This window comes from Aeromonas sp. 600479 (assembly GCF_049175515.1).
Lineage (GTDB): Bacteria > Pseudomonadota > Gammaproteobacteria > Enterobacterales > Aeromonadaceae > Aeromonas > Aeromonas veronii_A.
The window spans coordinates 62,889-87,290 of the sequence record NZ_JAAKVF010000006.1; the positions used below are offsets into that span (position 1 = coordinate 62,889).

The 24,402-nt window shown below is 60.9% G+C and carries 18 protein-coding genes; 6 read left to right on the top strand and 12 right to left on the bottom strand.

Features of this window, described 5'->3' with window-relative positions:
- Window positions 1-27: 27 nt before the first annotated feature.
- The 4 genes from cadB to G5149_RS08910 all read right to left on the bottom strand — a co-directional run bounded on the left by cadB (window position 28) and on the right by G5149_RS08910 (window position 6,334).
- A complete protein-coding gene (gene cadB, locus G5149_RS08895) occupies window positions 28-1,362 on the bottom strand; it encodes a cadaverine/lysine antiporter (protein WP_421212281.1) in 1,335 nt (444 codons plus the stop codon).
- A 748-nt stretch (window positions 1,363-2,110) separates the two neighbouring features.
- The gene (gene cadC / locus G5149_RS08900; RefSeq protein WP_421212282.1) at window positions 2,111-3,664 is read right to left on the bottom strand and encodes a lysine decarboxylation/transport transcriptional activator CadC; all 1,554 of its coding nucleotides are present in this window, start codon (window positions 3,662-3,664) and stop codon (window positions 2,111-2,113) included.
- Between the two features lie 388 nt (window positions 3,665-4,052).
- The gene (yjeH, locus tag G5149_RS08905) at window positions 4,053-5,333 is read right to left on the bottom strand and encodes an L-methionine/branched-chain amino acid transporter (protein ID WP_421212283.1); all 1,281 of its coding nucleotides are present in this window, start codon (window positions 5,331-5,333) and stop codon (window positions 4,053-4,055) included.
- Between the two features lie 101 nt (window positions 5,334-5,434).
- Entirely contained in the window at window positions 5,435-6,334 is a 900-nt protein-coding gene (locus G5149_RS08910; protein WP_421212284.1) for a LysR family transcriptional regulator, read from the bottom strand.
- A 155-nt stretch (window positions 6,335-6,489) separates the two neighbouring features.
- Between G5149_RS08910 and G5149_RS08915 the strand changes: the two genes are divergently transcribed.
- Window positions 6,490-7,518 (top strand): MBL fold metallo-hydrolase, encoded by a 1,029-nt coding sequence (locus G5149_RS08915; RefSeq protein WP_421212285.1) that lies wholly within the window; start codon window positions 6,490-6,492, stop codon window positions 7,516-7,518.
- Between the two features lie 66 nt (window positions 7,519-7,584).
- Here G5149_RS08915 and G5149_RS08920 read toward each other — a convergent pair whose 3' ends face one another.
- Window positions 7,585-8,877, bottom strand: coding sequence for an HAAAP family serine/threonine permease (locus G5149_RS08920; RefSeq protein ID WP_005338498.1), 1,293 nt, complete (start codon window positions 8,875-8,877; stop codon window positions 7,585-7,587).
- Window positions 8,878-9,374: 497 nt separating this feature from the next.
- Between G5149_RS08920 and G5149_RS08925 the strand changes: the two genes are divergently transcribed.
- Together G5149_RS08925 and G5149_RS08930 are read left to right on the top strand one after the other, a co-directional pair.
- A complete protein-coding gene (locus G5149_RS08925; protein ID WP_421212331.1) occupies window positions 9,375-10,313 on the top strand; it encodes a LysR substrate-binding domain-containing protein in 939 nt (312 codons plus the stop codon).
- 73 nt (window positions 10,314-10,386) lie between these two features.
- On the top strand, window positions 10,387-11,799 hold the full coding sequence (locus tag G5149_RS08930) for an MATE family efflux transporter (RefSeq protein WP_076492884.1): 1,413 nt from the start codon (window positions 10,387-10,389) through the stop codon (window positions 11,797-11,799).
- A 114-nt stretch (window positions 11,800-11,913) separates the two neighbouring features.
- On the opposite strand, the gene alsS is transcribed toward G5149_RS08930, so the two are convergent.
- Both alsS and budA read right to left on the bottom strand, forming a co-directional pair.
- Window positions 11,914-13,584, bottom strand: coding sequence for an acetolactate synthase AlsS (alsS, locus tag G5149_RS08935; RefSeq protein ID WP_421212286.1), 1,671 nt, complete (start codon window positions 13,582-13,584; stop codon window positions 11,914-11,916).
- Window positions 13,585-13,602: 18 nt separating this feature from the next.
- Complete coding sequence (budA, locus tag G5149_RS08940; RefSeq protein WP_227342115.1) at window positions 13,603-14,397, bottom strand: acetolactate decarboxylase; 795 nt, start codon at window positions 14,395-14,397, stop codon at window positions 13,603-13,605.
- Window positions 14,398-14,505: 108 nt separating this feature from the next.
- Between budA and G5149_RS08945 the strand changes: the two genes are divergently transcribed.
- Window positions 14,506-15,441, top strand: a complete 936-nt coding sequence (locus tag G5149_RS08945) for a LysR family transcriptional regulator (RefSeq protein WP_139443209.1) — start codon at window positions 14,506-14,508, stop codon at window positions 15,439-15,441.
- A gap of 42 nt (window positions 15,442-15,483) precedes the next feature.
- Here G5149_RS08945 and tyrS read toward each other — a convergent pair whose 3' ends face one another.
- Window positions 15,484-16,683 (bottom strand): tyrosine--tRNA ligase, encoded by a 1,200-nt coding sequence (tyrS, locus tag G5149_RS08950; RefSeq protein WP_005347884.1) that lies wholly within the window; start codon window positions 16,681-16,683, stop codon window positions 15,484-15,486.
- Window positions 16,684-16,792: 109 nt separating this feature from the next.
- Here tyrS and G5149_RS08955 point away from each other — a divergent pair, with 109 nt between their 5' ends.
- Together G5149_RS08955 and G5149_RS08960 are read left to right on the top strand one after the other, a co-directional pair.
- Window positions 16,793-18,118, top strand: coding sequence for a peptidoglycan DD-metalloendopeptidase family protein (locus G5149_RS08955; protein ID WP_216978222.1), 1,326 nt, complete (start codon window positions 16,793-16,795; stop codon window positions 18,116-18,118).
- 123 nt (window positions 18,119-18,241) lie between these two features.
- A complete protein-coding gene (locus G5149_RS08960; protein WP_421212287.1) occupies window positions 18,242-19,348 on the top strand; it encodes an anhydro-N-acetylmuramic acid kinase in 1,107 nt (368 codons plus the stop codon).
- Between the two features lie 92 nt (window positions 19,349-19,440).
- Here G5149_RS08960 and G5149_RS08965 read toward each other — a convergent pair whose 3' ends face one another.
- The 4 genes from G5149_RS08965 to G5149_RS08980 all read right to left on the bottom strand — a co-directional run bounded on the left by G5149_RS08965 (window position 19,441) and on the right by G5149_RS08980 (window position 24,153).
- Window positions 19,441-20,238, bottom strand: coding sequence for a DUF1338 domain-containing protein (locus G5149_RS08965; RefSeq protein ID WP_021229798.1), 798 nt, complete (start codon window positions 20,236-20,238; stop codon window positions 19,441-19,443).
- A 59-nt stretch (window positions 20,239-20,297) separates the two neighbouring features.
- On the bottom strand, window positions 20,298-21,767 hold the full coding sequence (gene astD, locus G5149_RS08970) for a succinylglutamate-semialdehyde dehydrogenase (RefSeq protein WP_421212288.1): 1,470 nt from the start codon (window positions 21,765-21,767) through the stop codon (window positions 20,298-20,300).
- 72 nt (window positions 21,768-21,839) lie between these two features.
- Window positions 21,840-22,859, bottom strand: coding sequence for an arginine N-succinyltransferase (astA, locus tag G5149_RS08975; protein WP_005334994.1), 1,020 nt, complete (start codon window positions 22,857-22,859; stop codon window positions 21,840-21,842).
- Between the two features lie 76 nt (window positions 22,860-22,935).
- Entirely contained in the window at window positions 22,936-24,153 is a 1,218-nt protein-coding gene (locus tag G5149_RS08980) for an aspartate aminotransferase family protein (RefSeq protein ID WP_216953066.1), read from the bottom strand.
- Between the last annotated feature and the right edge of the window lie 249 nt (window positions 24,154-24,402).

Consider the following 24,402-nt stretch of genomic DNA (forward strand, 5'->3'; position numbering starts at 1 on the left):
AGAGCGCTCGGAAGATAAAAGGGGGAATTAGTTGCTGGGTTGCTCGTTGAGCAGGGCGTCGTGCTGACGCAGACCCTGTTTTTTGGCGTAGAACATCAGGATGATGAGCGACACCACGAAGGTAGCGGTAAGGTTGGAACCCTTGGCGCCCATCAGGGCCACCAGACAGAAGACACAGGCCACACCGGAGAAGATCATGGCGCCGATGCTGCGGGAGGTCATGCCCTCGAAGCGGATCAGGTTAATGCTGGAGTAGAAGTAGGGCAGCATGGTCAGCAACACCGCATCTGTGGTCAGCACATTGAAGAGGTCGGCAGCGTGGGCGGACTGGGAGGTGAAGGCGGTCAGGCCAATCATCAGGGCAGTCATCTTGAGGGAGCCCAGGATCAGACCCTTCTTGGCCACGCCGTTCTTGTCCACTTCACCATAGATTTTCGGGAAGTTGCCGTCGTTGGCGGCACGCTTGCCCGCCTCGCCCACCAGCATCATCCAGGAACCGAGCGAGGTGAAGCAGGCCAGGGCGGTGAAGGCAGAGACGAATGGTGCAGACCAGCTACCGAAGATGGCGGAAGAGGCCATGGCAAACGGGGCGCCGGAGGCAGCCACTTCACCGGCCGGGAACATGCCGCTGATCACCTGGGTAGAGAGGATGTAGATAACACCGGCGATACCGGTACCCAGCATGGTAGCGAGCGGTACGGTGCGCTTGGGATTCTTCACCATGCCGGAAGAGACGGCGGCAGATTCAACACCGACGAAAGACCAGAGGCAGATCAGCACGGCGCTGATGACCGCATGCAGGTCGCTGCCGCTGGTGGTGTTCCAGTTCTGGCTGTAGACAGTGGCATCAAAATGACCCCAGCCCATCACCGCTGTACCGACAACTGGCAGCAGGATCAGCACCAGACCCAGAGTACAGAGTCGGCTCACCCAGCTACCGCCAAGCAGGTTGACGAAGGTGAAGATCCAGACGGCAGCGATGGTGGCTGCGGCGGCCGGAATTGGGCTATTGAGAATGGGGAAGAAGACCGAGAGGTAGGAGACACCGGTAATGGCGATGGCCAGGTTACCGATCCAGTTGGCGTGGTAATAGAGCACACCGGTCTGGAAACCGAACACCGGAGAGATCTCGCCAGCGTAAGCAATGGGGCCACCCTCTTGCGGGTTCTTGGTAGCAAGGCGGGCGAAGACAAAGGCGAGGCCCATGGCGCCTACCAGACAGATTGCCCAGCTGAATACAGAAATGGAACCTATGTTGGCCAGTGCCGAAGGCAGCAGCGCAATACCACTCCCCATCATGTTGCCGGCCACCACACCTGTACAGGCGATAAGGCCAATCTTCTTGCTCGTATCTAGGGACATAAGATCTCCGGTTCTATAAAAGGTCGGGTCGTCACATACACATTTGGCGGAACGCCCCGCCAAAGAATGGGCACAGACTAGGCCTCTCATCCCCGGAAAACATAAAGACCAGCTAACGGATAAAAATATGAGGCAACTTTTTTCGCCGCCTCGTCACTTTTGATAAAAACCATTTAAAAACAGTAAATTGACATCACATCACACAGCCCTCTTGATAAAACTTTGATATCCGGCCAACCCGTTTTTGCCCCTTGATAACCCCCTTATCTCGCCGTCTTGATATTTTTGGTCAGATAAACCCGGGATAAAGCAGCGCCCATTGCGCCCCCTCCCCTTGTAACCATCCGAACGCCCAGCTGACCATCACCCTGAGTGGCCACTCACCTCCTGTTCGCCCCTCAGCTCGGCTCATCACAATCCAAACTCAGAGGTAAAGCGCAACGGCGATAACCGGTAAGCAATGAGAAATGGGTCGAGACAGACAGCTTATCCCGCCGCCAACCATGAGCAGATGTCACAAGCTGCACACGGCGTAAAGCCGAACAAACGCGAGTGCAACGAATGCCGTGGGCAAGGCAAGTGGGGATAGTGGGGAGCGGTGGGGGATAAATCATGACTCGCCAGAGCGACTATCCCCAATGGCAAAGAAGCAGGATTGAGACGAGCAGAAACCGCACAGGCCGCCCGAAGGCAGCCTGTGGATGGGGCCGGCAACCGCGCCGACCGGGAGAAAACCAACACTGCAGAGTTAGAAGAGCTTCACCTTGCTCTGACCCAGCGCATTGAACAGAGCCGGGGTGAGGCTCTCCATATTGCTGTAGAAACCGAGCTGCTGGCAGAGCAGATAGGTCTGCTCGGTCGCCTCCATCAGAAAGGCCTGACTGTAGGCATCACCCGCCGCCTCGGGACGACCGTCCAGCTCCGCCAGCTTGCCCTGCAGTATGTAATAGAGCACCGAGCGGCCGCGACTCGCCGCCTTCTCCAGCAGATAGTTGGCCTGCTGTTGCTGGCCGTTGAGGAGCGCCTGCAGGGTCAACGCCTCCCACACCCGAGCAGGGAGAGCGCCGCTGTTTTGCACCACGCTGGCGAGATGGGTGCCAATCCCCTGCAGCCGTTCGCTCTCGGATTTGCCCGCCAAGGTGGCCAGCGCCTCGCCCGCCAGATAGCGCTCCGCCAACAGCAGCGGCTGATCCGGATGGGCAATCAGCGCCTGCTCCAGCAGATCGATGCCACGCTTGAGGGCGACCGGATCCCGGCTGTTGATGTAGTACTGCGCCTCCATCATCGCCATCAGGGAGGCATCATCGGTCGGCCAGCCCATCCCCGGCTCGGCATCGGGTTGGTCGAGGGCGCGCAGCAGATCCTGGCTGCTGGCCTGCAACACGCCGTGCACACTGTGGCGACTGAGCTGGTACTGATGGCTGAACAGCACCCGGTTGGTGTTGATATTGCGATACTCCAGATCGAGATAGGTGCCACGGGGCTGGCGGGTGACCCGCACACTCAGCTCCTTGCCGGGCATGATGCCCCCCATCAGAGTGGTGGCGCCGTACTGCACCCGCAGCGGCGTAGCCACCGCCACCTCCCCCATCAGGGCGCGGGTAATGCCATCGGCGAGGCGCACGTTCTCGTTGTTGTCATCCATGCCGGAGTGAAAGCGGAACACCAGCAGATTGGGATCCAGCATGGCGTGTACCTGGGGGCTGGTGTGCTGGTAGCTGAGCATGCTGACAATGGCGATCAGCACGATGGCAACGAAGATATCGAAACTCACCATCTTCCAGCGGCTGCGGGCATCCTTGGCATGGGTGGAGATGGCGCGGGTCAGGGGCCCGGCGGGAAAAGGGGCGACATTGGGCTGTGCATCATCATCCTGCTCAGCCGCGGGCGGGCTCAGATCGGAGAGAGTCGGGTTGTCGGAGAGAGCGGTATTGACCGCGGGCGCGGGCTGCTCGTCCGCCATCACCACGGAAACCACCTGTAGCGGCCGCACCGGTGCCACCAGCTTGTAGCCGCGCTTGGGTACGGTGACGATATAGTCGGTCGCATCGGTGCGACCATCTTTGAGGATCTTGCGCAGTTCGAAGATGGACTGAGTCACCACCTGATCGGTCACCTCGGCGCCATCCCACACCTCGTTGATCAGGGCATCGCGGCCAAACACGGTGCCGGCATTATGGGCCAGAAACCGCAACAGATTGACCAGTCTGGGTTCGAGGTAGACCTCGCGGTCGGGGCGACACAACATGTTGTCGTCAACGCTCAGGGTCCAGTCGTGGATCTCAAAAACCGATTCGCTCATGATTCACTCGCTGCAGATGGAGACAATGCACGATGAGAGAGACGCAAAACCCGGACTGACTGAACGGAACAGGATGCTGTCACGAGGTGACAGATGAAAGAGAACCGAAGCAATAAAATCTCTGTGAGCCAGTCTGGCCAGGCCATCCTGCTAGCGTCTGAAGGGCATCCTTGCGGGCATTCCGACTAACGGGATCGGAAAAAGCACTTTAAGCAAAACGGGAGCTGGATCCCACTTTTTTTGGCTATAAATCGCCGTTGAGTTGATCCGACACCGCACTTTTCGGCAAATAGCGTGCCAACCAGTATTCATATGAACATCCCATATGCCGGAATCAAAAAGCCCTGAACATCAGGGCTTTCTCATTTCTTCGACCATCGGGGAGACGTTACTTCGCTACCGGGAGCGCATCCTGCTGACGACTGCGGCGCAGATGACGCCGCCACAACGAGAAGCCGCCGTAGCCAAGACTCAGCGCCACCGCATAGAGCACCTGAGTGGCGAGCGCCACCAGCACCAGAGCACAGAGCAGCACGCTCACCCCCGCCAGCCCCTTGCCCACACCGCCAAGCAGACGCCAGCCCGCCGCCATGCAGAGCAGGTAGACCAGCACGAAGTTGCCGTTGGCGTAGCGGATCAGCTCATCGAGCGGCAGTCGCAGCCAGATGATCAGGGTGATGCAGAGCAGACAGATAGCGAGCACCAGACCGAGTGCCCGCAGCGGCGCGCCGCGCGCGGTGAGTACGGCCAGCGAGGGGGGCAGCTTGCCTTCCCGCGCCATGCTCCAGATCAGCCGGGCAAAGCCCTGAATGTAGATATTGATGCTGGCAAAGCAGGAGAGATAACCGAGCACCGCCACCAGCCACTTGGCGGTGGGGCCAAACAGCAGCACCAGCAGGGAGGGGATGGCGGTGGCGTTTTTCGCCTCATCGCCGTAGAGGCCATATTTGAGCACCACCAGCGAGTGGATCCAGTAGATAAGCCCCGCCAGCAGCACCCCGCCGAGCAGAGCGATGGGGTAGTCCCGCTCCGGCCGCTTGAACTCCTCCCCCATATGGGCGAAGGCTTCCAGCCCGACAAAACACCAGAACATCACCGCCAGCGCGGTGGCCATAGGGGGCCACTCGTCCGCGCTAGGCAATGGCCGGGCTGCATCGCGCCAGCTCACCTCCCCCTTGAACCAGATAAGCAGGGTCAGCCCCAAAATGGCGAGCGCAATCAGCAGTTGCAGGTTGCCGGAAGATCGCGCCCCACGCAGCCCCAGCAGAAAGACCCCGAGCAGGGTCAGCAGCTGGATGGCCCAGAGGGTCCACTCCCCCATCTCGAACAGGGCGTGCCAGAAGCCGGCGGCAATCATCAGGGCGGCAGGCAGCCCCACCGGCAGCACCGCCAGAAAGAGGAAGGCGGAGAAGCGCTCGGCGCCGTTGCCAAAGGCTAGGCCAATCAGGTGCGGCGCGCCGCCCGCATGGGGATAGCGACGGCCGAGGCGAGCGAAGGTAAAGGCGATGGGCAGCACCAGCGCAATCAGCAGCAACCAGGCCCAGAGCGAGGCCCCGCCCGCCAGCGAGGCGGCGGTCGCCGGTACCACGAAGATCCCGGTGCCAAGCAGCGAGGTGGCGAGCAGCCCCATCCCCTGCCAGAGCCCGAGATCCTTTTTCAACCCAGACATATCCTTTTGTCCTGACTAAAAAAACATCCCGCCATGTTAGGCCTGCCCCGCCCTTTTGTTAAGTACGATGGTTAAGCACTGTGGCGAGAATATGCAGCCTTTTATTCAGGCTCGGACTCAGCTTGCAGGGATTCGGCCAGAAAATCCCCCAGCAGGGTGATTTTGAGCACCTGCCGCCGCGCCGCCGGATAGATGAAGTAGAGGGTCTTGGCCGGGCTCTGATAGCGACCAAGCAGCGGCAGCAAACGCCCCGCAGCGATATGCTCACGCACCTGTTCGGCTGGCTGCAAGGTGATGCCAGCCCCCGAGAGCGCAGCCGTCAACAAGGCTGGCCAGTGATTGATGCGCAGGCGCGAGGCGACCCGCACCTCCTCGCTCTGGCCATCCTCGCCAACAAATTGCCAGCGCTCGTGCTCCCCCCAGTTGCCATGCAGACACTGGTGGCGAGCGAGATCGGCCGGATGACGGGGCACGCCGTGGCGATTGAGGTAGTCGGGGGCAGCGCAGAGCCGGTAGTGCTGGGTCAGCAGCGGACGGGCGATCAGCGCCTCATCCTGCGGGCGCAGGGTGCGGATGGCGGCGTCGAACCCCTCCTCCACCAGATCGACCCAGCGCGGGGTGAGCTGCAGATCCAGATCCAGCTTGGGGTAGCGGTCGAGAAAAGCGGGCAGCAGCGGCACCAGCCGGTGGTGGCCAAAGCTGAGGGGAGCGGCGATGCGCAGCCGTCCGGCCGGCTCGGCCAGCAGGTTCTGGGTGAGCGACTCGGTCAGTGCCAGCTCCTCCAGCACCCGCTGGCAGCGAGCCAAAAACAGCTGGCCCAGCTCGGTGAGAGTCTGCTGGCGGGTGGTCTTGTGAAACAGCTTGCCCCCCAGCCACTGCTCCAGCCCCAGCACATGCTTGCCCACCATCTGGGCGCTGATCCCCTCTTCGCTCGCCACCGCGCTATAGGAGCCGAGATCCACCACCCGGGTGAAGATACGCATGCTGGTCAATCGGTCCACAACCCCTCCTTTTTGCCCGTTTCAAGGCCATTTAGCCCGCGACAAAGACCCTGATTCACAACCCAAAGTTTAGTAAGAAATGGATTTTAGCCAATTTATTCAACTTTTAGTTGCTAATACAGTGATGCCATCCCTTCCCCACAGGATAAATCCCCATGAAAAGCACCTATCTGGCCGCCCTGCTGGTCGGTCTGCTGGCCAGCGGCGCCAGTCAGGCTGCCGAGAGCAGCTTTATCAGCAACCACGATCATGCCCCTGCCTCAGCAACTCAAGCCCGGCCCGATATCTTTCGGGTCAGCCTGCTCGGCACCGGCACTCCGGTACCCCAGATCAGCCGGGGCGGTTACAGCACCCTGGTCGAAGCGGGCAACCAGAAGCTGGTGTTCGATTTTGGCCGCAACTCCGCCACTCGCCTGTGGCAGCTGCATATCCCCATCGGCCGGGTCAACGCCTTCTTCCTCACCCACTTTCACTCCGACCACACCAACGGGCTGGCGGATCTCTGGCTGACCGGCTGGCTGCAACCGGCCTATGGCCAGCGCCACGCGCCGATGGAACTCTACGGCCCCAAAGGCACCACAGCTCTCGCCCGTGGCTTGCAGCAGGCCTACGCCACTGACATCGCCACCCGGGTCAAGGATGAGGGAACGCCGCTGGACGGGGTGGAGATCAACAGCCACGAAGTTACCGCCGGGGTGGTCTACAACCATGACGGGGTCAAGGTAACCGCCTTTGACAACGACCACGGGGTCAACATCAAGCCGTCATTCGGCTATCGCATCGACTACCACGGCCACAGCGTGGTGCTCTCCGGCGATACCCGCTACAGCCCCGAAGTAGTGGAGCAGGCCAAAGGGGCCGATCTGCTGGTGCACTGCGTCTCCATGACCTCTGCCGAGCAGATGAAGGCCAACCCCGGCTACAAGGCGATCGCCAATCACCTCGCCTCTCCAGAGCAGGCGGCCCGGGTAATGAACGAAGCCAAACCGGCGCTGACCGTGTTCAGCCATATCGGCCTCAACGGCAAGATCAGGGTCAAAGATCTGGCGCAGGATCTGCGTGCCCGCTACTCGGGCCCCTTTATCATCGGCAACGACCTGATGCAGATTGATCTGCCCACCACGGCCTCCGGCAAGGGCTACGCCCTCTGGCAGTCGGAGAATATCGACAATGCCCAATCCTGAATCCCGGCCATAAAAAAGCCGCCTCTTGCGAGGCGGCTTCTTCATTCAACTTGGTAACCGGAGTTATCAGGCAATCAGCTTGTAGATGATACCGGACATGGCGATCAGGCCGATGATGGTCACGAAGCCGTTGCTGATGTTGCCAGCGTATTTGCGCATGGCCGGAACCTTGGTGATGGCGTACATCGGCATCAGGAACAGCAGCATTGCGATGATCGGGCCGCCCAGGTCTTCAATCATGCCGAGGATGCTCGGGTTGATGGTAGCGATGGCCCAGGTGGTCAGGATCATGAACACGGCAGTGACTTTGTTCAGTTGCTTGGTGTCAACGTTCTTGCCCTTCTCGCGCAGCGCCTTGGCCATCAGGCCGTTCATGCCCTCTTGCGCCCCCAGGTAGTGACCCAGGAAGGATTTGCTGATGGCAACCATGGCGATCAGCGGAGCCACAGTACCGATAACCGGGTTATCGAAGTGGTTGGCCAGGTAGGACAGGATGGAGATGTTCTGTTCTTTGGCAGCAGCCAGGTCAGCCGGGGAGAGGCTCAGTACGCAGCTGAATACGAAGAACATAACGGTCATCACCATCATGACGTGGGCGCCCAGCAGGATGTTGCTGCACTTCTTCTCGGCACCTTCACCGTAACGACCTTTGTTGTCCACCGCGAAGGAGGAGATGATCGGGGAGTGGTTGAAGGAGAATACCATTACCGGGATAGCCAGCCACAGGGTCTTGATGAAGTCACCGTTGAAGGCGTCGGACAGGGCCGGAGCTTCAGTGATGATGGCACCGTTCCAGTGCGGGATCAGGTAGAACGCCAGACCCATCAGGGTGAGCACGAACGGGAATACCAGCACGCTCATCGCTTTGACGATAACCTGGCCGCCCAGACGAACAACCGCCATCAGACCGAGGATCAGAGCCAGTGACAGAACGGCACGGGGAGGTGCAGACATGCCCAGCTGGTGAACAATCACGCTCTCGACGGTGTTGGTGATGGCGACTGAATACATCAGCACGATCGGGTAGATGGCAAAGAAGTAGAGCAGGGTGATGAATTTGCCTGCGGTCTTGCCGAAGTGCTCTTCTACTACTTCAGTGATGTCGCCATCACGGGTAGAGCCGGACAGCACGAAGCGGGTCAGACCACGGTGAGCAAAGAAAGTCAGCGGCAGCGCCAGGATCAACATGGCAACCAGCGGCCACAGGCCACCTACACCGGCGTTGATTGGCAGGAAGAGCACACCGGCACCGATCGCGGTACCGTACAGACCCAGCATCCAGACCACATCGGCCTTGTTGACGCCGCGGGAGGTGTTGCTGGCTAAACGACCATCAGCTGCAATATTCATGTCAGACATACGTTGTTCCTGTCATCTAGGAAAATGGGATTCTTGTTTGGTCGGGCCTTGGCCCGGTTCCATCTCCCTGGAACGCCTGCTGTCCGTCCTTGATATTAACCTCTCGCCCCCCGGCAACCTGGCCATCACTCCTTGTGACAACAGGATTGCAACAAACAACAGTGCGAGATTTTGACCCTGAGGGTCGGCGCCCGTCTCACTTAACAACCGATTAACGTGCACCACTCTTGATGGGCTGACTTTAATTAAATGCCCTTATTAATCACAGCGTTTTTTTGAATTAATCAACCAAAGTTTGATTTTGGTCGCCTTTCGGACGACCAAGATCACACTCAAGGCGCCTTATTGTGAGTTTTTTTAACAATTCAACTTAGTTTCACTGGAATCAATGGCCTGCGAGCAGCTACATATTTGCAACAAGCCACCCGTTTAGCGCGGATTGTGTGCGACACGGCCTTGGCGTACCCTTGTGACTCACGCCTTTTTGTTGATTGATGATGACCATTACCCGTACCGATCTCGCCGAACTGGCGGTGTTTGCCGCCGTCGCCCGTCACCGCAGTTTCAGCAAGGCCGCCCTCGAACTCGGGGTCTCCGCCTCCGCCCTCAGCCACAGCCTGAAAGGGTTGGAAGCCCGTCTGGGGGTGCGGCTGCTCAACCGCAGTACCCGCGCCGTGGTACCGACCGAAGCGGGCCAGCGGCTGCTCAAGCAGCTGCTCCCCACCCTCAATACTCTTGAAGAGGCGCTTTGCGAGCTGGCCCGCAACAGCGATGAACCGGTGGGTCGACTCAAACTCTGCGCCCCCCGCGGCGCCATCGACAGTCTGCTGGCACCTGTGCTGATCGACTATCTGGCCCGTTATCCGCGGATGCAGGTGGAGGTAGTGGAGCAGGAGCTGATGCCCCGGCTGATTGAAGATGGTTACGATGCCGCGCTCTTTTATGGGGATCTGCTGCCCAAGGAGATGATCGGCATCCCCCTCGGCCCGCCCCAGCGCTATCTGGTGGTGGGCTCCCCGGCCTATCTGGCGGAGCACGGTACGCCGGAGCACCCGAGCGAGCTGAGCCGCCACGCCTGCATCGGCTATCGCCTCACCCCGCACCATCACTATCGCTGGGCCTTTGCCGCCGATGGCACCATGCTGGAGATCGAAGTGACCGGGCCGCTCACTACCAGCACCCCAGCCCTCTATCTGGGCGCCGCCGAGGCGGGGCTGGGGCTCGCCTACTGTCTGGAAGAGGAGGTGAGCCAAAAAGTCGCGGAAGGGAAACTGCTCACCGTGCTGGAGCCCTGGTGCCCCACCTTTGCCGGCTTCTACCTCTTCTATCCCAGTCGGCATCAACTGGGCAGCGGCCTGCGCATCCTGATCGACATGCTCAAGGCCCACTACCAAAACCCCGGATTAATGAGTAATAATCAGCAATTCATCAAGTGAAACCCTGATTATCACCAAATAAGTATTAATCTAGACTAGCTGTTCGATAATCGAACTCCCCGAGAGAACAGATATGTCTGCCTATTTAACACTGCGGCAACGGGCCATGACCCGTCGCTTCTGGGCTTACGCCCTCCCCTCCATTCTTGCCATGCTGGTCTCGGGGGCCTACTACCTCATCGACGGCATCTTCGTCGGCCACTATGTCGGTGCCGCTGGCCTCGCCGGGATCAACCTGGTCTATCCGGTCATCATGGTGCTGATTGGTCTGGCCGCCATGATCAGCATGGGGGCCGCCACTGCCATCTCCTTCCAGCAAGGGGCGAAAAACGACAAGCTGGCCCGTCAGGCGCTGGTCAACGCCCTCTGGCTGCTGGCCGGACTCGGGGGCGTTGCGCCGGTGCTGCTCTATTACACCCACACCGATATCCTGCTGGGGCTGGGGATTGAACAGGGCACCGAGACCTGGAAACAGGCAAGCGACTACCTAACCTGGATTGGCGGCGGTACCCTGCTGCTGGCCAGCAATCTGGCGGTGCCCTATCTGCTGCGCAACGATGGCCGCCCGAAACTGGCCATGGTGCTGGTGAGCAGCGGCGCCGTGCTCAATATCATCCTCAACTACATCATGGTGGGTCGGCTGGGGCTGGGATTGATCGGGACTGCGCAAGCCACCCTGATGGCAGAGGGTGCGGTGAGCCTGATCGGCCTTGGCTACTTCTTTACCCCCTGGGCGCGGCTGCGCCTCAGCTGGCGGGATCTGGTGCCCAACCTCCCCGCCATGCCGCACCTGCTCTTTACCGGCCTGCCGAGCCTGATTGCCCAGTTCAACCTCGGCCTGCTGCTGATGCTGCACAACAGCCAGCTGATGGTGTATGGCAATGTGAAGGATCTGGCGGGTTTTACCGTTGCCGGTTACACCGAGGCGGTCTTTATCGTCATCCTGCAGGGGCTGGCGTTCGGCATTCAGCCGCTCATCAGCAAGGCGGCGGGGGCCAAGCGCCACCGCAACCTCAAGTACCTCATGGAGATGGGGCTCAAGTTCACCTTTATCTACGGCATGCTGGTGTGGCTCACCATCCAGCTGCTGCCGGGACAGGTCGCAATGCTCTATACCGGCGACAAGGATCCCGAACTGCTGGCCGCTGCCATCAGCAGCCTGACCCTCAACCTCGGCGCCATTCCGCTGGAGGGGATCATCATGTTCGGCATAGTGCTGCTGCAATCCATGGCGCGTACCCGTCAGGCGCTGGTCATCTCCATCGCCAAAACCGTGTTGCTGCTGCCGCTCATCTTCCTGCTGCCACAACTGTGGGGTCGTGATGGGGTGCTGATGGCCCAGCCCGCGACCGTGCTGCTGCTCACCCTGCCGCTCTGCTGGCTGCTGTGGCGCGAGTGGCTGCGCCTGAAGATGGCCTGCGCGCCAAAAAACAAGCGTCGCCCGCAACCGGCCCGCGCACGCGCCGCCGTCCAGCTGGCCCGTTAAGACCACCCATCCCGCAAAACAATAAAAAACCGGCATCCCCTGATGCCGGTTTCTGCTATATGGGCGGGTCTGCCTGCCCTTACTCGAGGATTCAGGCCAGCACTGCTGCCCACACTATGCCAATACTTCTGGCCTGAGCTGGGCCATCAGCCCCGGGTTGTCGGAGTAATCCACCGGAATGGCCACCACAGCAGGCCCCTCCACCGCCAGCGCGGCCCGCAGGGTGGCGCGCAGCTCGTCGGCCGAGCGCACCGCAAACCCGGCCGCCCCGAACGATTCGGCATAGCGTTTGAAGTCGATGGGGCCAAAAGAGACGCCAGAGGTGCGACAATACTTCTGCTGCTCCTGCATCGCCACCATGTTGTAGCCGTTATCGACCCAGATGATGTGGACGATATTGCTCTTGAGCCGCACCGCCGTCTCCAGCTCCATGCTCGACTGCATAAAGCTGCCATCCCCCGATACCGAGATCACCTTCTCTCCCGGCCGCACCAGCGCCGCACCGATGGCCCACGGCAGGGCCACCCCCATGGTCTGCTGACCGTTGGAGATCAACACCTGACGGGCGCGGAAGCTGTAGAGGTAGCGGGCAATCCAGATATGGAAGCTGCCCATGTCGACGCAGAGGGTCATGTCGTCGCGCACCAGATCCTGCAGCTCGCGCACGATACGCAAGGGGTGAACCGGATTGCCGTGCAGATCGTCGGCCCGCATCGCCAGTCGCAGCCGCTGCTGGCGTACCCATTGCAGCAACCGATCCACTTCGGGGGGGCGGATTTTCGGATTGCCCATGATACGGGTCAGCTGCAACAGGTTGGCGCGGATCGACCCCACCAGCTCAGCAGTCGGGCAGTAGCTGCTGTCGATATCGGCAGGCAGCACGTCGATATGGAGGATGCGCCGCTCCCGATCGCCATTCCACAGCACGGGGTCGTACTCGATGGGGCTGTAGCCGATGCAGATCACCAGATCGGCCCCTGCCAGCAGCTGATCCCCCGGCTGGTTGTTGAAGAGCCCGACCCGTCCGGCAAAGTCATCGAAGTGGCAGCTGTCCACCACCCCGGCAGCCTGATAGGTACCGGTCACCGGCAGCCGCGCCTTGTCGAGGAAGGCGCGCACTGCCTCGGCATTTTCCGGCCGGCTCGCCATCAGGCCGAGCAGTACCACCGGATTCTCGGCGTTGCGCAGCAGGGTCAATGCCTGCTCCATATTCTGCTCATCGGCGCAGCCCGGCTCCGGCACTTCGCGGGGTACCAGCACATTGCCCTGTACCGGCTTGTTGATGATATCCATCGGCAGGCTGACAAACGCCGCCCCCGGCCGTCCCAGCTCGGCGGCGCGAAAAGCGTTGGCCATCACTTCCGAGATCGCCGCCCCGCTGTTGACCTGGGCGCTGAACTTGGTGACCGGACGGCAGAGGTTGACCGTATCCATGCTCTGATGAGTGAGCTTGAGGCCATCGGCACGGCGCACTGCACCGCCCAGCGCCACCATGGGGTCTCCCTCCGAGGTGGCAGTCGCCAACCCGGTAATGAGGTTGGAGCAGCCGGGGCCCGAGGTGACCAGCGCCACCCCCGCCTTGCCGGTCAGGCGCCCCACGGCGGCCGCCATAAAGGCGGCATTCGCCTCGTGGCGCACCACTATGGTCTCGATGGGGGAATCCTCCAGCGCATCGAACACCCGATCAATCTTGGCACCGGGAATACCGAACACCTGCTTGACCCCTTGCGCCTCCAGATGACGAACCACCAGCTCGGCACCGCACTTCCACTGTCTGTTTTCCATGTTATTGCTCCTTGTCTATTAGCCTTCGGCGGCTTGAATGGCGCGATCGAGATCGGCGGGGGTGAGGTCGGCCTGCCGGAAAGCGGGATCCGATGGCAGGGCCAGATTGAGGTGACGCACCACCGAAAGTCGCAGGGTGCCGTGGGCCATGGTGTAGTCGAGCAGATGGCCGCCCCCCTTGCGATCGGCGGTGATCATGTGTTCGTGAAAGCCCGCCACATTGACCCCCTGCACGAACGGCGGGCAGCGAAAGCCCACCAGAGTCCCCGCTACCGCGGCAAAGCGGAACAGCGGCTGCTGCTCGATGGCCTCCAGCATGGGGCGATAGGGGGGCTCCTGACGCGGCACGGTACGAACCTTGGCCGTTTCAAACTGGCCGTCGAGGCGCAGGGCGACGAAGACGTTGTCGGAGCCCACCAGCCGATCCACCCACTGGTGGATCTCGTCACGGCTCAGGGGGTGATCGAAACGACGCTCCAGACAGGGGCGAAAATGGGTCATCACCGCAAAGGGGGTCTTCTGATCGGCGCGGGCGGGCCGAGCCGAGCCATCGGAGCGCAACTGGTGGATCTGCCGCTCGAAGGCGATCAGCTCACCATCGAGGTGATTGAAGGTGCCGAGGCCAAAGTCGCCGTGGCGCAGCAGCTCGCTCATGGTGGTCTCCCCTTCGTAGACCCCCGCCAGCAGGGCGCTCATCAGGGAACTCTGGTAGATCTCGCCACCGTCATGCTGCCTGCGCCAGCGAGAAAACTGCTGGCTCACTTCGAGGGCACAGCTGCACCCGGCACTGTCAGATGTTGCAATATGTTCCATTCGGGTTTCACCTCCACCGTGAATCCTGTTAGCGTTCGGATCCAATGGTGACTTGGTTCACATTTCAACACCAATACGCTGATCCCATGACTTTGAGACTCAATCGATATGGAACTTCGTACGCTCCGCTACTTCATGGCCGTTGTTGAAAAGCAGAATTTCACCCGCGCAGCCGAATCACTCAACATGGCCCAGCCGCCGCTGAGCCAGCAGATCCGCAAGCTGGAGGAGACCTTGGGCACCCCGCTGCTGCGCCGTTTGACCCGCAGTGTCGAGCTGACCGAGGCGGGCGAGAGCCTCTATCGGGATGCGGCGCAGATCCTGGCGCTGGCCGATGCGGCAAAACTGAAGGTAAAGCGGATTGCCCGGGGCGAGCAAGGGGCACTGCGGATCGGCTTTGCCGGTTCCACCGTGCTCCACCCCGCGGTGCTGACCCTGCTGCACGACTATCGGGAGCGCTACCCCGAGGTGGCCCTCAGCCCGCAGGAGGGCACCATGCCGGCACTGGTGGAGGCGCTACGCAACGATCGGCTGGACGCGGCCATCTTGCGGCTCCCCTGCCGGGGTAGCGAGGGCTTTGCCCATCACCTTATCGAGCAGGAGCCGCTGCTGATCGCCCTGCCGACCAGCCATCCCAAGGCCAAGCCGGGCCCCTTGCCACTGGTCAGCCTGAAGGACGAGAGTTTTATTCTGTTTCCCCACGCCATCGGGCCCGGGCTCTATGACGGCATCGTGGGCCTCTGTCGGGAGGCGGGCTTCGAGCCGATATTGGGGCCCGAATGCCCGCAGGTGATCTCCACCGTCGGCATGGTGCAGGCTGGCTTTGGCGTGACTCTGGTGCCCAGCTCGGTGGCGGCGCTGCGCCCGCTCGGGGTCAGTTATCACCCCATTGAGGGCAACGGCATGATGACCAGCATCAGTCTGGCGACACGGCCACACCCAAGCAGTGCCGTGCTGCGGCACTTTATCGCCCAGATCCGTGCCGCCCAGATACAACAAGGCCTCCCGAAGGAGGCCCTGTTGAACAAGCTTGAACCGGTTTGATGACCAGCTTGCCTGATGCGACGGCTTATTTGACGGTACTGCTTATTTGACAGTCACGCGGGCAAACTTGCGCTTGCCGACCTGATAGACGGCGGTACCGGCACCGATGAGTGCCTTGCCATCTTCCAGCTTCTCGCCATCCACCTTGACCGCGCCCTGCTTGATCATCCGCAGCGCTTCGGAGGTGGTGGCCACCAGATCGGCCTCTTTCAGCAGGTTGGCGATGGCCAGCCCTTCGCCTTCCAGAGCCAGCTCGATTTCCGGCATCTCGTCCGGAATGGCGTTCTTGGAGAAACGCTGGGTGAAATCTTCGTGGGCCGCTTCAGCCGCCGCTTCGTCGTGATAACGGGCGATGATCTCTTTGGCCAGCCAGATCTTCACATCGCGCGGGTTGAGGGTACCGGCAGCGATGCCTGCCTTGAACTCTTCAATTTCAGCCAGCGGGCGGAAGGAGAGCAGCTCGTAGTAGTTCCACATCAGATCGTCGGTGATGGACATGATCTTGCCGAACATCTCGCCCGGAGCGTCGTGAACGCCGATGTAGTTGCCTGCGGACTTGGACATCTTCTTGACGCCATCCAGACCCACCAGCAGCGGCATCATCAGCACGCACTGGGTCGCCATGCCGGCATCTTTTTGCAGCTCGCGGCCCATCAGCAGGTTGAACTTCTGGTCGGTACCACCGAGCTCAACGTCCGCCTTCAGCGCGACCGAGTCATAGCCTTGCAGCAGCGGATAGAGGAATTCGTGAATCGCGATGGATTGGCCGCCGGTGTAGCGCTTTTTGAAGTCATCGCGCTCCATCATGCGGGCCACGGTCTGCTTGGCCGCCAGCTTGATCATGCCGGTCGCACCCAGCTCGCTCAGCCAGGTCGAGTTGTACTCGATGCGGGTCTTGGCGGGATCGAGGATCTTGAACGCCTGCTCGGCATAGGTGAGGGCGTTATGCTTGATAGCCTCTTCGGAGAGCGGCGGACGGGTAGCGTTCTTGCCGGAGGGGTCACCCACCATGGCAGTGAAGTCACCGATCAGCAGGATCACTTCATGGCCCAGATCCTGGAAGGTCTTCAGCTTGTTGAGGATCACGGTATGACCCAGGTGAATGTCGGGGGCGGTCGGGTCCATGCCCAACTTGATGCGCAGCGGGCGCCCTTCCTTCAACTTGGCGACAAGTTCTTCTTCAACCAGAATTTCTTCCGCTCCGCGCTTGATCTCGGCTAGCGCCACCTCGAGCTGGGACATTTTTTGACTCTCCATCACGATTCCACAGGGCCAAACATATTACTGGAATGGCGGGCCAATTGGAAAGGCTGTAAAATCCGTCCATTCTGCCCGACTTCATCTGCTTCTCATGGTTATTTGGCACGCCTTCAACGCACTCCCCCACTGGCACCGCAAGATGGTGCTGATCTTGAGCATCATGATCATGATGCTGGCTGCCTGGCCAAGCGAACAGGCAGTAGCAACACGGGTCGATGAAAACGGCAACGAAATTGCCCTGCGGGAACCGGCCAACGATAACGCGCTGAACGACGAGCTGCCGGCCGAGGCCGCCCAGCCCGTTACCCCGCCCAAGCCGCGCTATATCACCAAGCAGGTGAAGGTACGCCGTGGCGACAACATGGGAGTCATCTTCCAGCGCATTGGCCTGAGCACCACGGATCTGCACCTGATCGATCAGCTCGAGGGCAGCGATCCCCTGCGGATGCTGCAACCGGGGCAGGAGCTCACCTTCAAGCTCACCGAAAACGGCGAGCTGCACAGCCTCTATTACCCCCACAGTCTGGAGCAGGCGCTCAAGGTGAGCCGCAAGGAGGAGACCTTTGTCGCCCGCAACGTCAAGATCGCCCTCGACACCCGCGAACAGGTGAGCAAGGGCGAGATCCGCTCCAGCTTCTGGGGCGCGGCGGTGGATGCGGGGATGACCGAAGATCAGATCATGGACTTGGCCGCCATCTTCGGCTGGGACATCGACTTTGCCCAGGACTTGCAGCCGGGGGACAGCTTCCGGGTGGTCTATGAAGACAAGTTCCGCGACGACGAGCGGGTCGCCTCCGGCGATATTCTGGCCGCCGAGTTCGTCAACCAGGGCACTGCCTACCGCGCCGTGCTCAATGAAGATGGCAACTACTACACCCCGGAAGGCAAAGCCATGCGCAAGAGCTTCCTGCGTGCGCCGGTCAACTTCAAATACATCAGCTCCAACTTCAACCCGCGCCGCCTCCATCCGGTGACCGGCAAGATCCGCCCCCACAACGGCATCGACTATGTGGCGCCGGTGGGCACCCCCATCATGGCGGCGGGCTCCGGCAACGTGGTGGCGGCGGGCTACAACCAGTTCAACGGCAACTACGTCTTTATCAAGCATGCCGGCAACTATGTGACCAAGTACCTGCACCTCTCCAAACGCACCGTCAACAAGGGACAGCGGGTGAAGCAGGGGCAGACCATCGGCACTCTGGGTGGCACCGGCCGCGTCACCGGCCCGCACCTGCACTACGAATTCGTGGTGGGCGGCATTCACAAGAACCCGCGCACCCTCACCCTGCCGCAGGCAGAGACCCTGAGCGGACGCGAGCTGGCCAACTTCAAAAAGCTGGCGATGCCGCAACTGGCCAAGCTCGACAGCCCCGAGCTGCAGCTGGCCCAGAACAAGCGGGATAGCCGCGGCAACTAAGCCATCAGGGCTGGCGGGGTAGCAGCCCCGCCAGCCCTTTTTATTTTGCCTGCGCATGGCTCGGCGCCATGCTGCATCGGTGTCGGGAAGCGGACTATCCCGACCAGCGAGTGAGGAGAGCCAATGGCTGAACGCTATATCGGATTGATGTCAGGCACCAGCATGGACGGTATTGACGCCGTGCTGGTGGTGATCGACGGGGATCAACTGCGGGTCGAGGCGGCCCTCAGCCACCCCTGGCCCACCGCCCACGAGCTGCATGAGCTCTGTACCCCTAGCGACAACGAGATCGATCGCATGGGGGTGGCCGACAATCTGGTGGCGCGCGAATTTGCCGCCGCCACCCACGCCCTACTGGCCAAGACGGGCCTCACGCCCGCCGATATTCGCGCCATCGGCAGCCACGGCCAGACCATCCGCCACCGCCCCCAGCTTGGCTTCACCCTGCAGATCGGCAACGCGGCCCTGCTGGCGGCGCTGACCGGCATCGATGTCATCGCCGACTTTCGCACCATGGACATGGCCCTCGGCGGTCAGGGGGCCCCGCTGGTGCCCGCCTTCCATCAGGCCTTCTTTGCCCGCCCCGGTGCATTGCGGGTGGTGCTGAACCTCGGCGGCATCGCCAATATCTCGGTGCTGCCGGGCCATGCCAACGGGGTCTATGGCTTCGATACCGGCCCGGCCAACACCCTGCTCGACGGCTGGTATCGCCGCCATCACCCCAAGGGGGCCGGTTACGATGCCGGCGGCCAGTGGGCGGCCAGCGGCAAGCCAATCCCGGCCCTGCTGGAGAAGCTGCTGGCTCACCCCTATTTCGCCGCCCCCGCCCCCAAGAGCACCGGGCGGGAGATGTTCACCCTGGCGTGGCTCGATGGCGAGCTGGCTGGCCAACCCTATGCCGCGGCGGATGTGCAGCGCACTCTGCAGGCGCTCACCTGCCACAGCATCGCCCGCCAGCTGCCTGCCCCGAATGAGGCGCAAACCCGTCCCGAGCTGTTTGTCTGCGGCGGCGGCGCCCATAACGCCCCGCTGCTGAGCGAATTGGCCAGCCTGCTGCCCGGCTGGCGCATCGCCAGCACTGCCGAGCTGGGCCTTGCCCCCGACTGGATGGAAGGCGCAGCCTTTGCCTGGCTGGCGGAGCGCTTTATCAAGCACAAACCCGGCAACCTGCCCGCCGTCACCGGCGCCAGCCGTCCGGCTGTGCTGGGTGCTCTCTACCCCGCACCCTAGATATCCCCCAGATATGCAAATGACGACAGCCCCGATATGGGGCTGTCGTCATGTCACATCATGAACAGTGGCACTTTGGCCAACACCCGTTGTTACATGGCATTGGTGGACTCAAAAATTTTGTCGGCGGACGCTTCGACAAAGCCCGGATAGAGTACGCCGTCGGCCTGCGGATAGCGCAGGGCAAACTCGTAGAAGCAGCTCGGGATGGTACGCACCCCATCGCTGAACGGCACCTCTGCTTTGTCCGCCATGGTGGAGGATTGCTCCAGCATCACCTGCGGGTCCCCTTTCACCTCGCCACCCACGCTGTTGAGCACGAAACCCGCCGCCTTGAGCGCAGCATTGACCTGATGGATGGTGTCGAAATCCTTCAACTTGTTGATATTGACCGTGAAGTGGTTGGCACGATAACCCCAGGCTGCCATCCAGGCTGCATACTCGCTCTCAGCCAGCAGGGTCTGGTAGTCGGCGTAAGAGACCTGCCAGGGGGCGCCGGTGTAGAGAAATGCCGGGGTATCGGTCAGATGATCGGGCACCTGATCCGCCAGCTTGTGGATGATGGCCTGGGCAGCCGGGGAGAGCTCTTCCACCTTCAGCTCGCTGATAAACACCTTGGGAGCGTCCGGATCCTGATGCTCGAAGTGCTTGGCGTAGAGCTTCTTGGCCTTGAAGACATACTCGCCCTTCTGCTCGTAACCGAGCGCCAGAAAGTGGGCTGCCAGCTTCTCCAGCCCCAGCTTGGGCAGGTTGTAGGTACGAAACGCCACGTGATCGTTGACGATAGGCTCGCCGCCACCCAGCAGGGTGTGCACCTTGAGGGCGCTCGGGGTCACCTTGATGTAGTTGTCCCACAGATGGCTGAACAGGGTGTCGATATCCTTTTGCATCTCTCTTTCCTTTGATTGCGGGTACAGATGGGGGCACCGCTGGATGCCCCGTGTCGTTATTAGAAGCGCAGGCCAGGCGACAGTTGATCCGGCATAGCGGCCTTGCTGTCTTCAACGGAGGCAACTGGGTAAGCACAGTAGTCAGCAGCGTAGTAGGCGCTTGCTCTGTGGTTGCCGGAGGCGCCGATGCCGCCAAACGGCGCGGCACTGGAGGCGCCGGTGATGGGCTTGTTCCAGTTGACGATACCGGCGCGGATCCGCTTGAAGAAGTGGTGCCAGTCCGCCTCCTTGTCCCCCAGCAGACCGGCCGAGAGACCATAGCGGGTGGCGTTGCCCTGATCGATGGCGGCATCGAAATCATCATAACGAATGAGTTGCAACAGCGGGCCGAAGTACTCTTCGTCAGGCAGCTCGCTCACTGAGGTCACGTCGATAATGCCCGGGGAGACAAAGCCTGTGCCCGCTTCCAGGTGCTTGAGGGTAAGCAGGCTCTCGCCACCGAGGCGCTGCAGGTTGGCTTGCGCCTCGACCATGCCCTGTGCTGCCTTCTCGCTTATCATCGAGCCCATGAACGGCTGCTCGGCGGCGTCATAGAGGCCGACCTTGATCTGGCTGACCACCTCGATCAGTCGATTGACCAGGGCATCGCCCCGCTCACCGCGCTCGACAAACAGACGGCGGGAACAGGTGCAACGTTGACCCGAGGTGATAAATGCCGACTGGACGATGGCATGGACGGCGCCGTCGATGTCGCTCACATCTTTCACGATCAGCGGGTTGTTGCCGCCCATCTCCAGCGCCAAAATTTTGCCCGGCTGGCCGGCAAACTGCTGATGGAGGAAATGACCGGTACGGGATGAACCGGTAAAGAAGAGGCCGTCGATATCGGGGTTGCCCGCCAGCGCCTTGCCGGCCTCTACCTCCCCTTGCACCAGATTGAGCACCCCCTTGGGCAATCCGGCCTGCTGCCACACCTTGACCATGGCCTCGGCCACCATGGGGGTCAGCTCGGAGGGTTTGAACACCACGGCGTTACCCGCGATCAGGGCTGGGACTATATGGCCGTTGGGCAGATGGCCCGGGAAGTTGTAGGGGCCGAACACAGCCACCACGCCGTGGGGCTTGTGACGGACAAACGCTTTGGCGCCCGGCATGGCATTTTCAACGGTGCCGGTGCGCTCGTCGTGGGCACGAATGGAGATGGCAATCTTGCCCTGCATGGCGGCCACTTCGGTGCGGGTCTCCCACAGCGGTTTGCCGGTTTCGCGGGCGATAGTCAGGGCCAGCGCCTCTTTCTGCTCGCCGAGCAGGTCGGCATAACGACGCATTATGGCCAGGCGATCCTCAAGGCTCATGTCCGCCCAGTGGTAGAAGGCGGCACGGGCGGCCTTGACGGCGGCATCCACTTGCGCCGTGCTGGCGGCAGCCCCCTGCCAGATCACCTCGTTCTTGGCCGGATCGGTTGACTCGAACGGCTTGCCTTCACCGGCAAGCCACTGACCGTCGATAAATTGCACTAACTGGCTCATCCATTCACTCCCTGTCGCTGGCAGGCAGCCTCGGCTGCCTGTCTGATAATCGGTTTGCTTGTCCTGTTTGTCTCAGTCGAGGTCGACCACCCGCACCATGTCGCCATCCTGCACCTTGAGTGCCGCCGCCATCTTGGGCGGAATGATGGCTTCGTGCTTGTCGAGATCGACCCGGATATTGCCGTAGCAGGCGCGGTAATGTTCGAAGCGGCTGTTGCAGATAAGGTGGGTCTTGCCACCGATAGGCTCGCCCACCAGCACCCGCAGCTTCTTGCTGCGGCGCACGCTGCGAATATTCTTCACGTCGCACTCGACGGTGGGGCCCGCATCGAAAATATCGACGTAACCACGGTTCACGAAGCCCTCGTCCTGCAGCATCTTGATGGCCGGGCGGGTCTTCTCGTGGGTCTGGCCGATAACGGCGCGCGCCTCTTTGCTCAGCAAATTGACGTAGATGGGGTACTTGGGCATCAACTCGGCGATAAAGCGCTTCTTGCCGATGCCGGTCAGATAGTCGACGGTGGGAAAATCCATCGAGAAGAAGTGGGTTTGCAGCCACTCGTAAAAGGGGCTGTGACCGTTGGCATCGGAGACGCCACGCATCTCGGCGAAGACGGTCTCGTCAAACAGCTCGGGGTGCTCGGCCATAAACAGAAAGCGGTGCTTGGAGAGCAGGCGGCCGTTGAGCCCTTCGCGGGCACATTCGCGCAAGAACAGGGTGCAGAGCTCGGAGTTGCCGGTGTAGTCGTTGGAGAGAGTCAGGGTTTCAACGACGTTGTAGATGCCGAGCTTGGGAGAAGAGTGCACCACTTTGCCGATGTGGTAGTTGTAAAACGGCTGGGAGAGGCCAACCGCGGCATCGATGGCACAGGTGCCGACCATCTCGCCGGTCTCCAGATCCTCAGCCACGAAGAAGTAGAGGCAGTCCCCCTTGCCGGCGGGCTTGTCGGAAAAAGTCTGGGTAGAAGCATCGATCTTGCGCTGCAGCAACTCATCGTTGACGGGCAACGAGGTCATGCCGGTGCCGGACTCGATGGCGCAGGTCTTGAGCCCGGCAAAATCTTTTTGCTCGATGGGACGGATAACCAACATAAATGACAACTCCCTTTCATTGACGACAGGTGGGGGCCCGGCTCCTGCCGGGAGAGCTCCCCACCTCAATTTGGAATCAGGCGTTGACCACCTGGGCAACCGCCTTCTCGAAGCGGGCCAACCCTTCCTTGATGTCCGCTTCCGGGATCACCAGTGAAGGGGCAAAACGAACCACGTTGGTACCGGCAACCAGTGCCATCAGCCCCTGATCGATAGAGGCCAGCAGGAAGTCGCGGGAACGCCCCTTGAAGTCCTCGCTCAGAGCGGCACCCAGCAGCAGCCCCTTGCCACGCACTTCACTAAAGCAGTGGTATTTGGCGTTGATCGCCTCAAGCCCATCGCGGAACAGCTGTTCGCGCCGCTTGACCCCGTCCAGTACCTCGGGAGTATTGATCACGTCGATCACTGCCTCGGCGACCGCACAGGCCAGCGGGTTACCGCCGTAGGTAGAGCCGTGAGTGCCCACTTTCAGGTAAGAAGCGATTTCGTCGGTGGTCAGCATGGCGCCGATGGGGAAACCGCCCCCCAGCGCCTTGGCGCTGGTGAGGATGTCCGGCGTGACGCCGAGCCCCATATAGGCATAGAGATCACCGGTCCGGCCGACCCCTGACTGCACTTCGTCATACACCAGCAGGGCATTGTGTTTGTCGCACAGCTCGCGCACCCCTTTGGCAAACTCGTCGGTAGGACGAATGATGCCCCCCTCCCCTTGCAGCGGCTCCATTACCACGGCGCAAGTGTTGTCGGAGATCACCTCGGCTAGTGCCGCCAGATCGTTGTAGGGAACATGGGTAATGTCACCGGGCTTGGGACCGAAGCCATCGGAGTAGGCAGCCTGGCCACCGACGCTGACGGTAAAGAAGGTACGACCGTGGAAGCCCTGATTGAAGGCGATGATCTGGGTCTTCTGCTCGCCAAACTTCTCGATGGCGTAGCGGCGAGCCAACTTGAGGGCAGCTTCATTCGCTTCGGCGCCGGAGTTGCAAAAGTAGACCTTGTCGGCAAAGGTGGCCGCGACCAGCTTCTTGGCCAGACGCAGGGCCGGTTCGTTGGTCATTACGTTGGAGAGGTGCCACAGCTTCTCGCCCTGGGTTTTCAGAGCCTCGACCAGCTTGGGATGACAGTGACCCAGGCCGTTAACGGCGATACCACCGGCGAAGTCGACATACTCGCGCCCCTCCTGATCCCAGACACGTGACCCTTCACCACGCACCGGGATGATCTTGGCTGGCGCATAGTTGGGAACCATCACTTCATCAAACACTTCACGTGTCACTGCCAACAACTCTGACATATAGCTCTCCTTCAGATTCGGCGACAGAATAATCCACCGCCTAAAAGTTAAATCCGTGTAAACGTGACGGGATTATCACAGAAATAAAGTAAAAAGTCTGTAACAAGACGACCTATGAGGAACAATGTTCGATTGACCTTGAGATTTTAGGCAACCGCATTGCATAACGACTCAGGGGGGCTTGGCAAGAGATAATTTGGGCTGGAAGGGGGCTGAATAAAGTGTCAGAGAAATTTTTTTTACCTTCTT

Bases quoted from the DNA above. Each gene is read 5' to 3' on its own strand.
- G5149_RS08945 (WP_139443209.1), top strand. From the start codon at position 14,506: ATGGAACTTCGTACGCTCCGCTACTTCATGGCCGTTGTTGAAAAGCAG.
- tyrS (WP_005347884.1), bottom strand. From the start codon at position 16,683: ATGTCCCAGCTCGAGGTGGCGCTAGCCGAGATCAAGCGCGGAGCGGAA.
- yjeH (WP_421212283.1), bottom strand. From the start codon at position 5,333: ATGTCTGGGTTGAAAAAGGATCTCGGGCTCTGGCAGGGGATGGGGCTG.
- cadC (WP_421212282.1), bottom strand. From the start codon at position 3,664: ATGAGCGAATCGGTTTTTGAGATCCACGACTGGACCCTGAGCGTTGAC.
- G5149_RS08965 (WP_021229798.1), bottom strand. From the start codon at position 20,238: ATGCAAAAGGATATCGACACCCTGTTCAGCCATCTGTGGGACAACTAC.
- G5149_RS08930 (WP_076492884.1), top strand. From the start codon at position 10,387: ATGTCTGCCTATTTAACACTGCGGCAACGGGCCATGACCCGTCGCTTC.
- astD (WP_421212288.1), bottom strand. From the start codon at position 21,767: ATGAGCCAGTTAGTGCAATTTATCGACGGTCAGTGGCTTGCCGGTGAA.
- G5149_RS08915 (WP_421212285.1), top strand. From the start codon at position 6,490: ATGAAAAGCACCTATCTGGCCGCCCTGCTGGTCGGTCTGCTGGCCAGC.
- G5149_RS08980 (WP_216953066.1), bottom strand. From the start codon at position 24,153: ATGTCAGAGTTGTTGGCAGTGACACGTGAAGTGTTTGATGAAGTGATG.
- astA (WP_005334994.1), bottom strand. From the start codon at position 22,859: ATGTTGGTTATCCGTCCCATCGAGCAAAAAGATTTTGCCGGGCTCAAG.
- cadB (WP_421212281.1), bottom strand. From the start codon at position 1,362: ATGTCCCTAGATACGAGCAAGAAGATTGGCCTTATCGCCTGTACAGGT.
- G5149_RS08925 (WP_421212331.1), top strand. From the start codon at position 9,375: ATGACCATTACCCGTACCGATCTCGCCGAACTGGCGGTGTTTGCCGCC.
- G5149_RS08955 (WP_216978222.1), top strand. From the start codon at position 16,793: ATGGTTATTTGGCACGCCTTCAACGCACTCCCCCACTGGCACCGCAAG.
- G5149_RS08920 (WP_005338498.1), bottom strand. From the start codon at position 8,877: ATGTCTGACATGAATATTGCAGCTGATGGTCGTTTAGCCAGCAACACC.
- budA (WP_227342115.1), bottom strand. From the start codon at position 14,397: ATGGAACATATTGCAACATCTGACAGTGCCGGGTGCAGCTGTGCCCTC.
- G5149_RS08960 (WP_421212287.1), top strand. From the start codon at position 18,242: ATGGCTGAACGCTATATCGGATTGATGTCAGGCACCAGCATGGACGGT.
- alsS (WP_421212286.1), bottom strand. From the start codon at position 13,584: ATGGAAAACAGACAGTGGAAGTGCGGTGCCGAGCTGGTGGTTCGTCAT.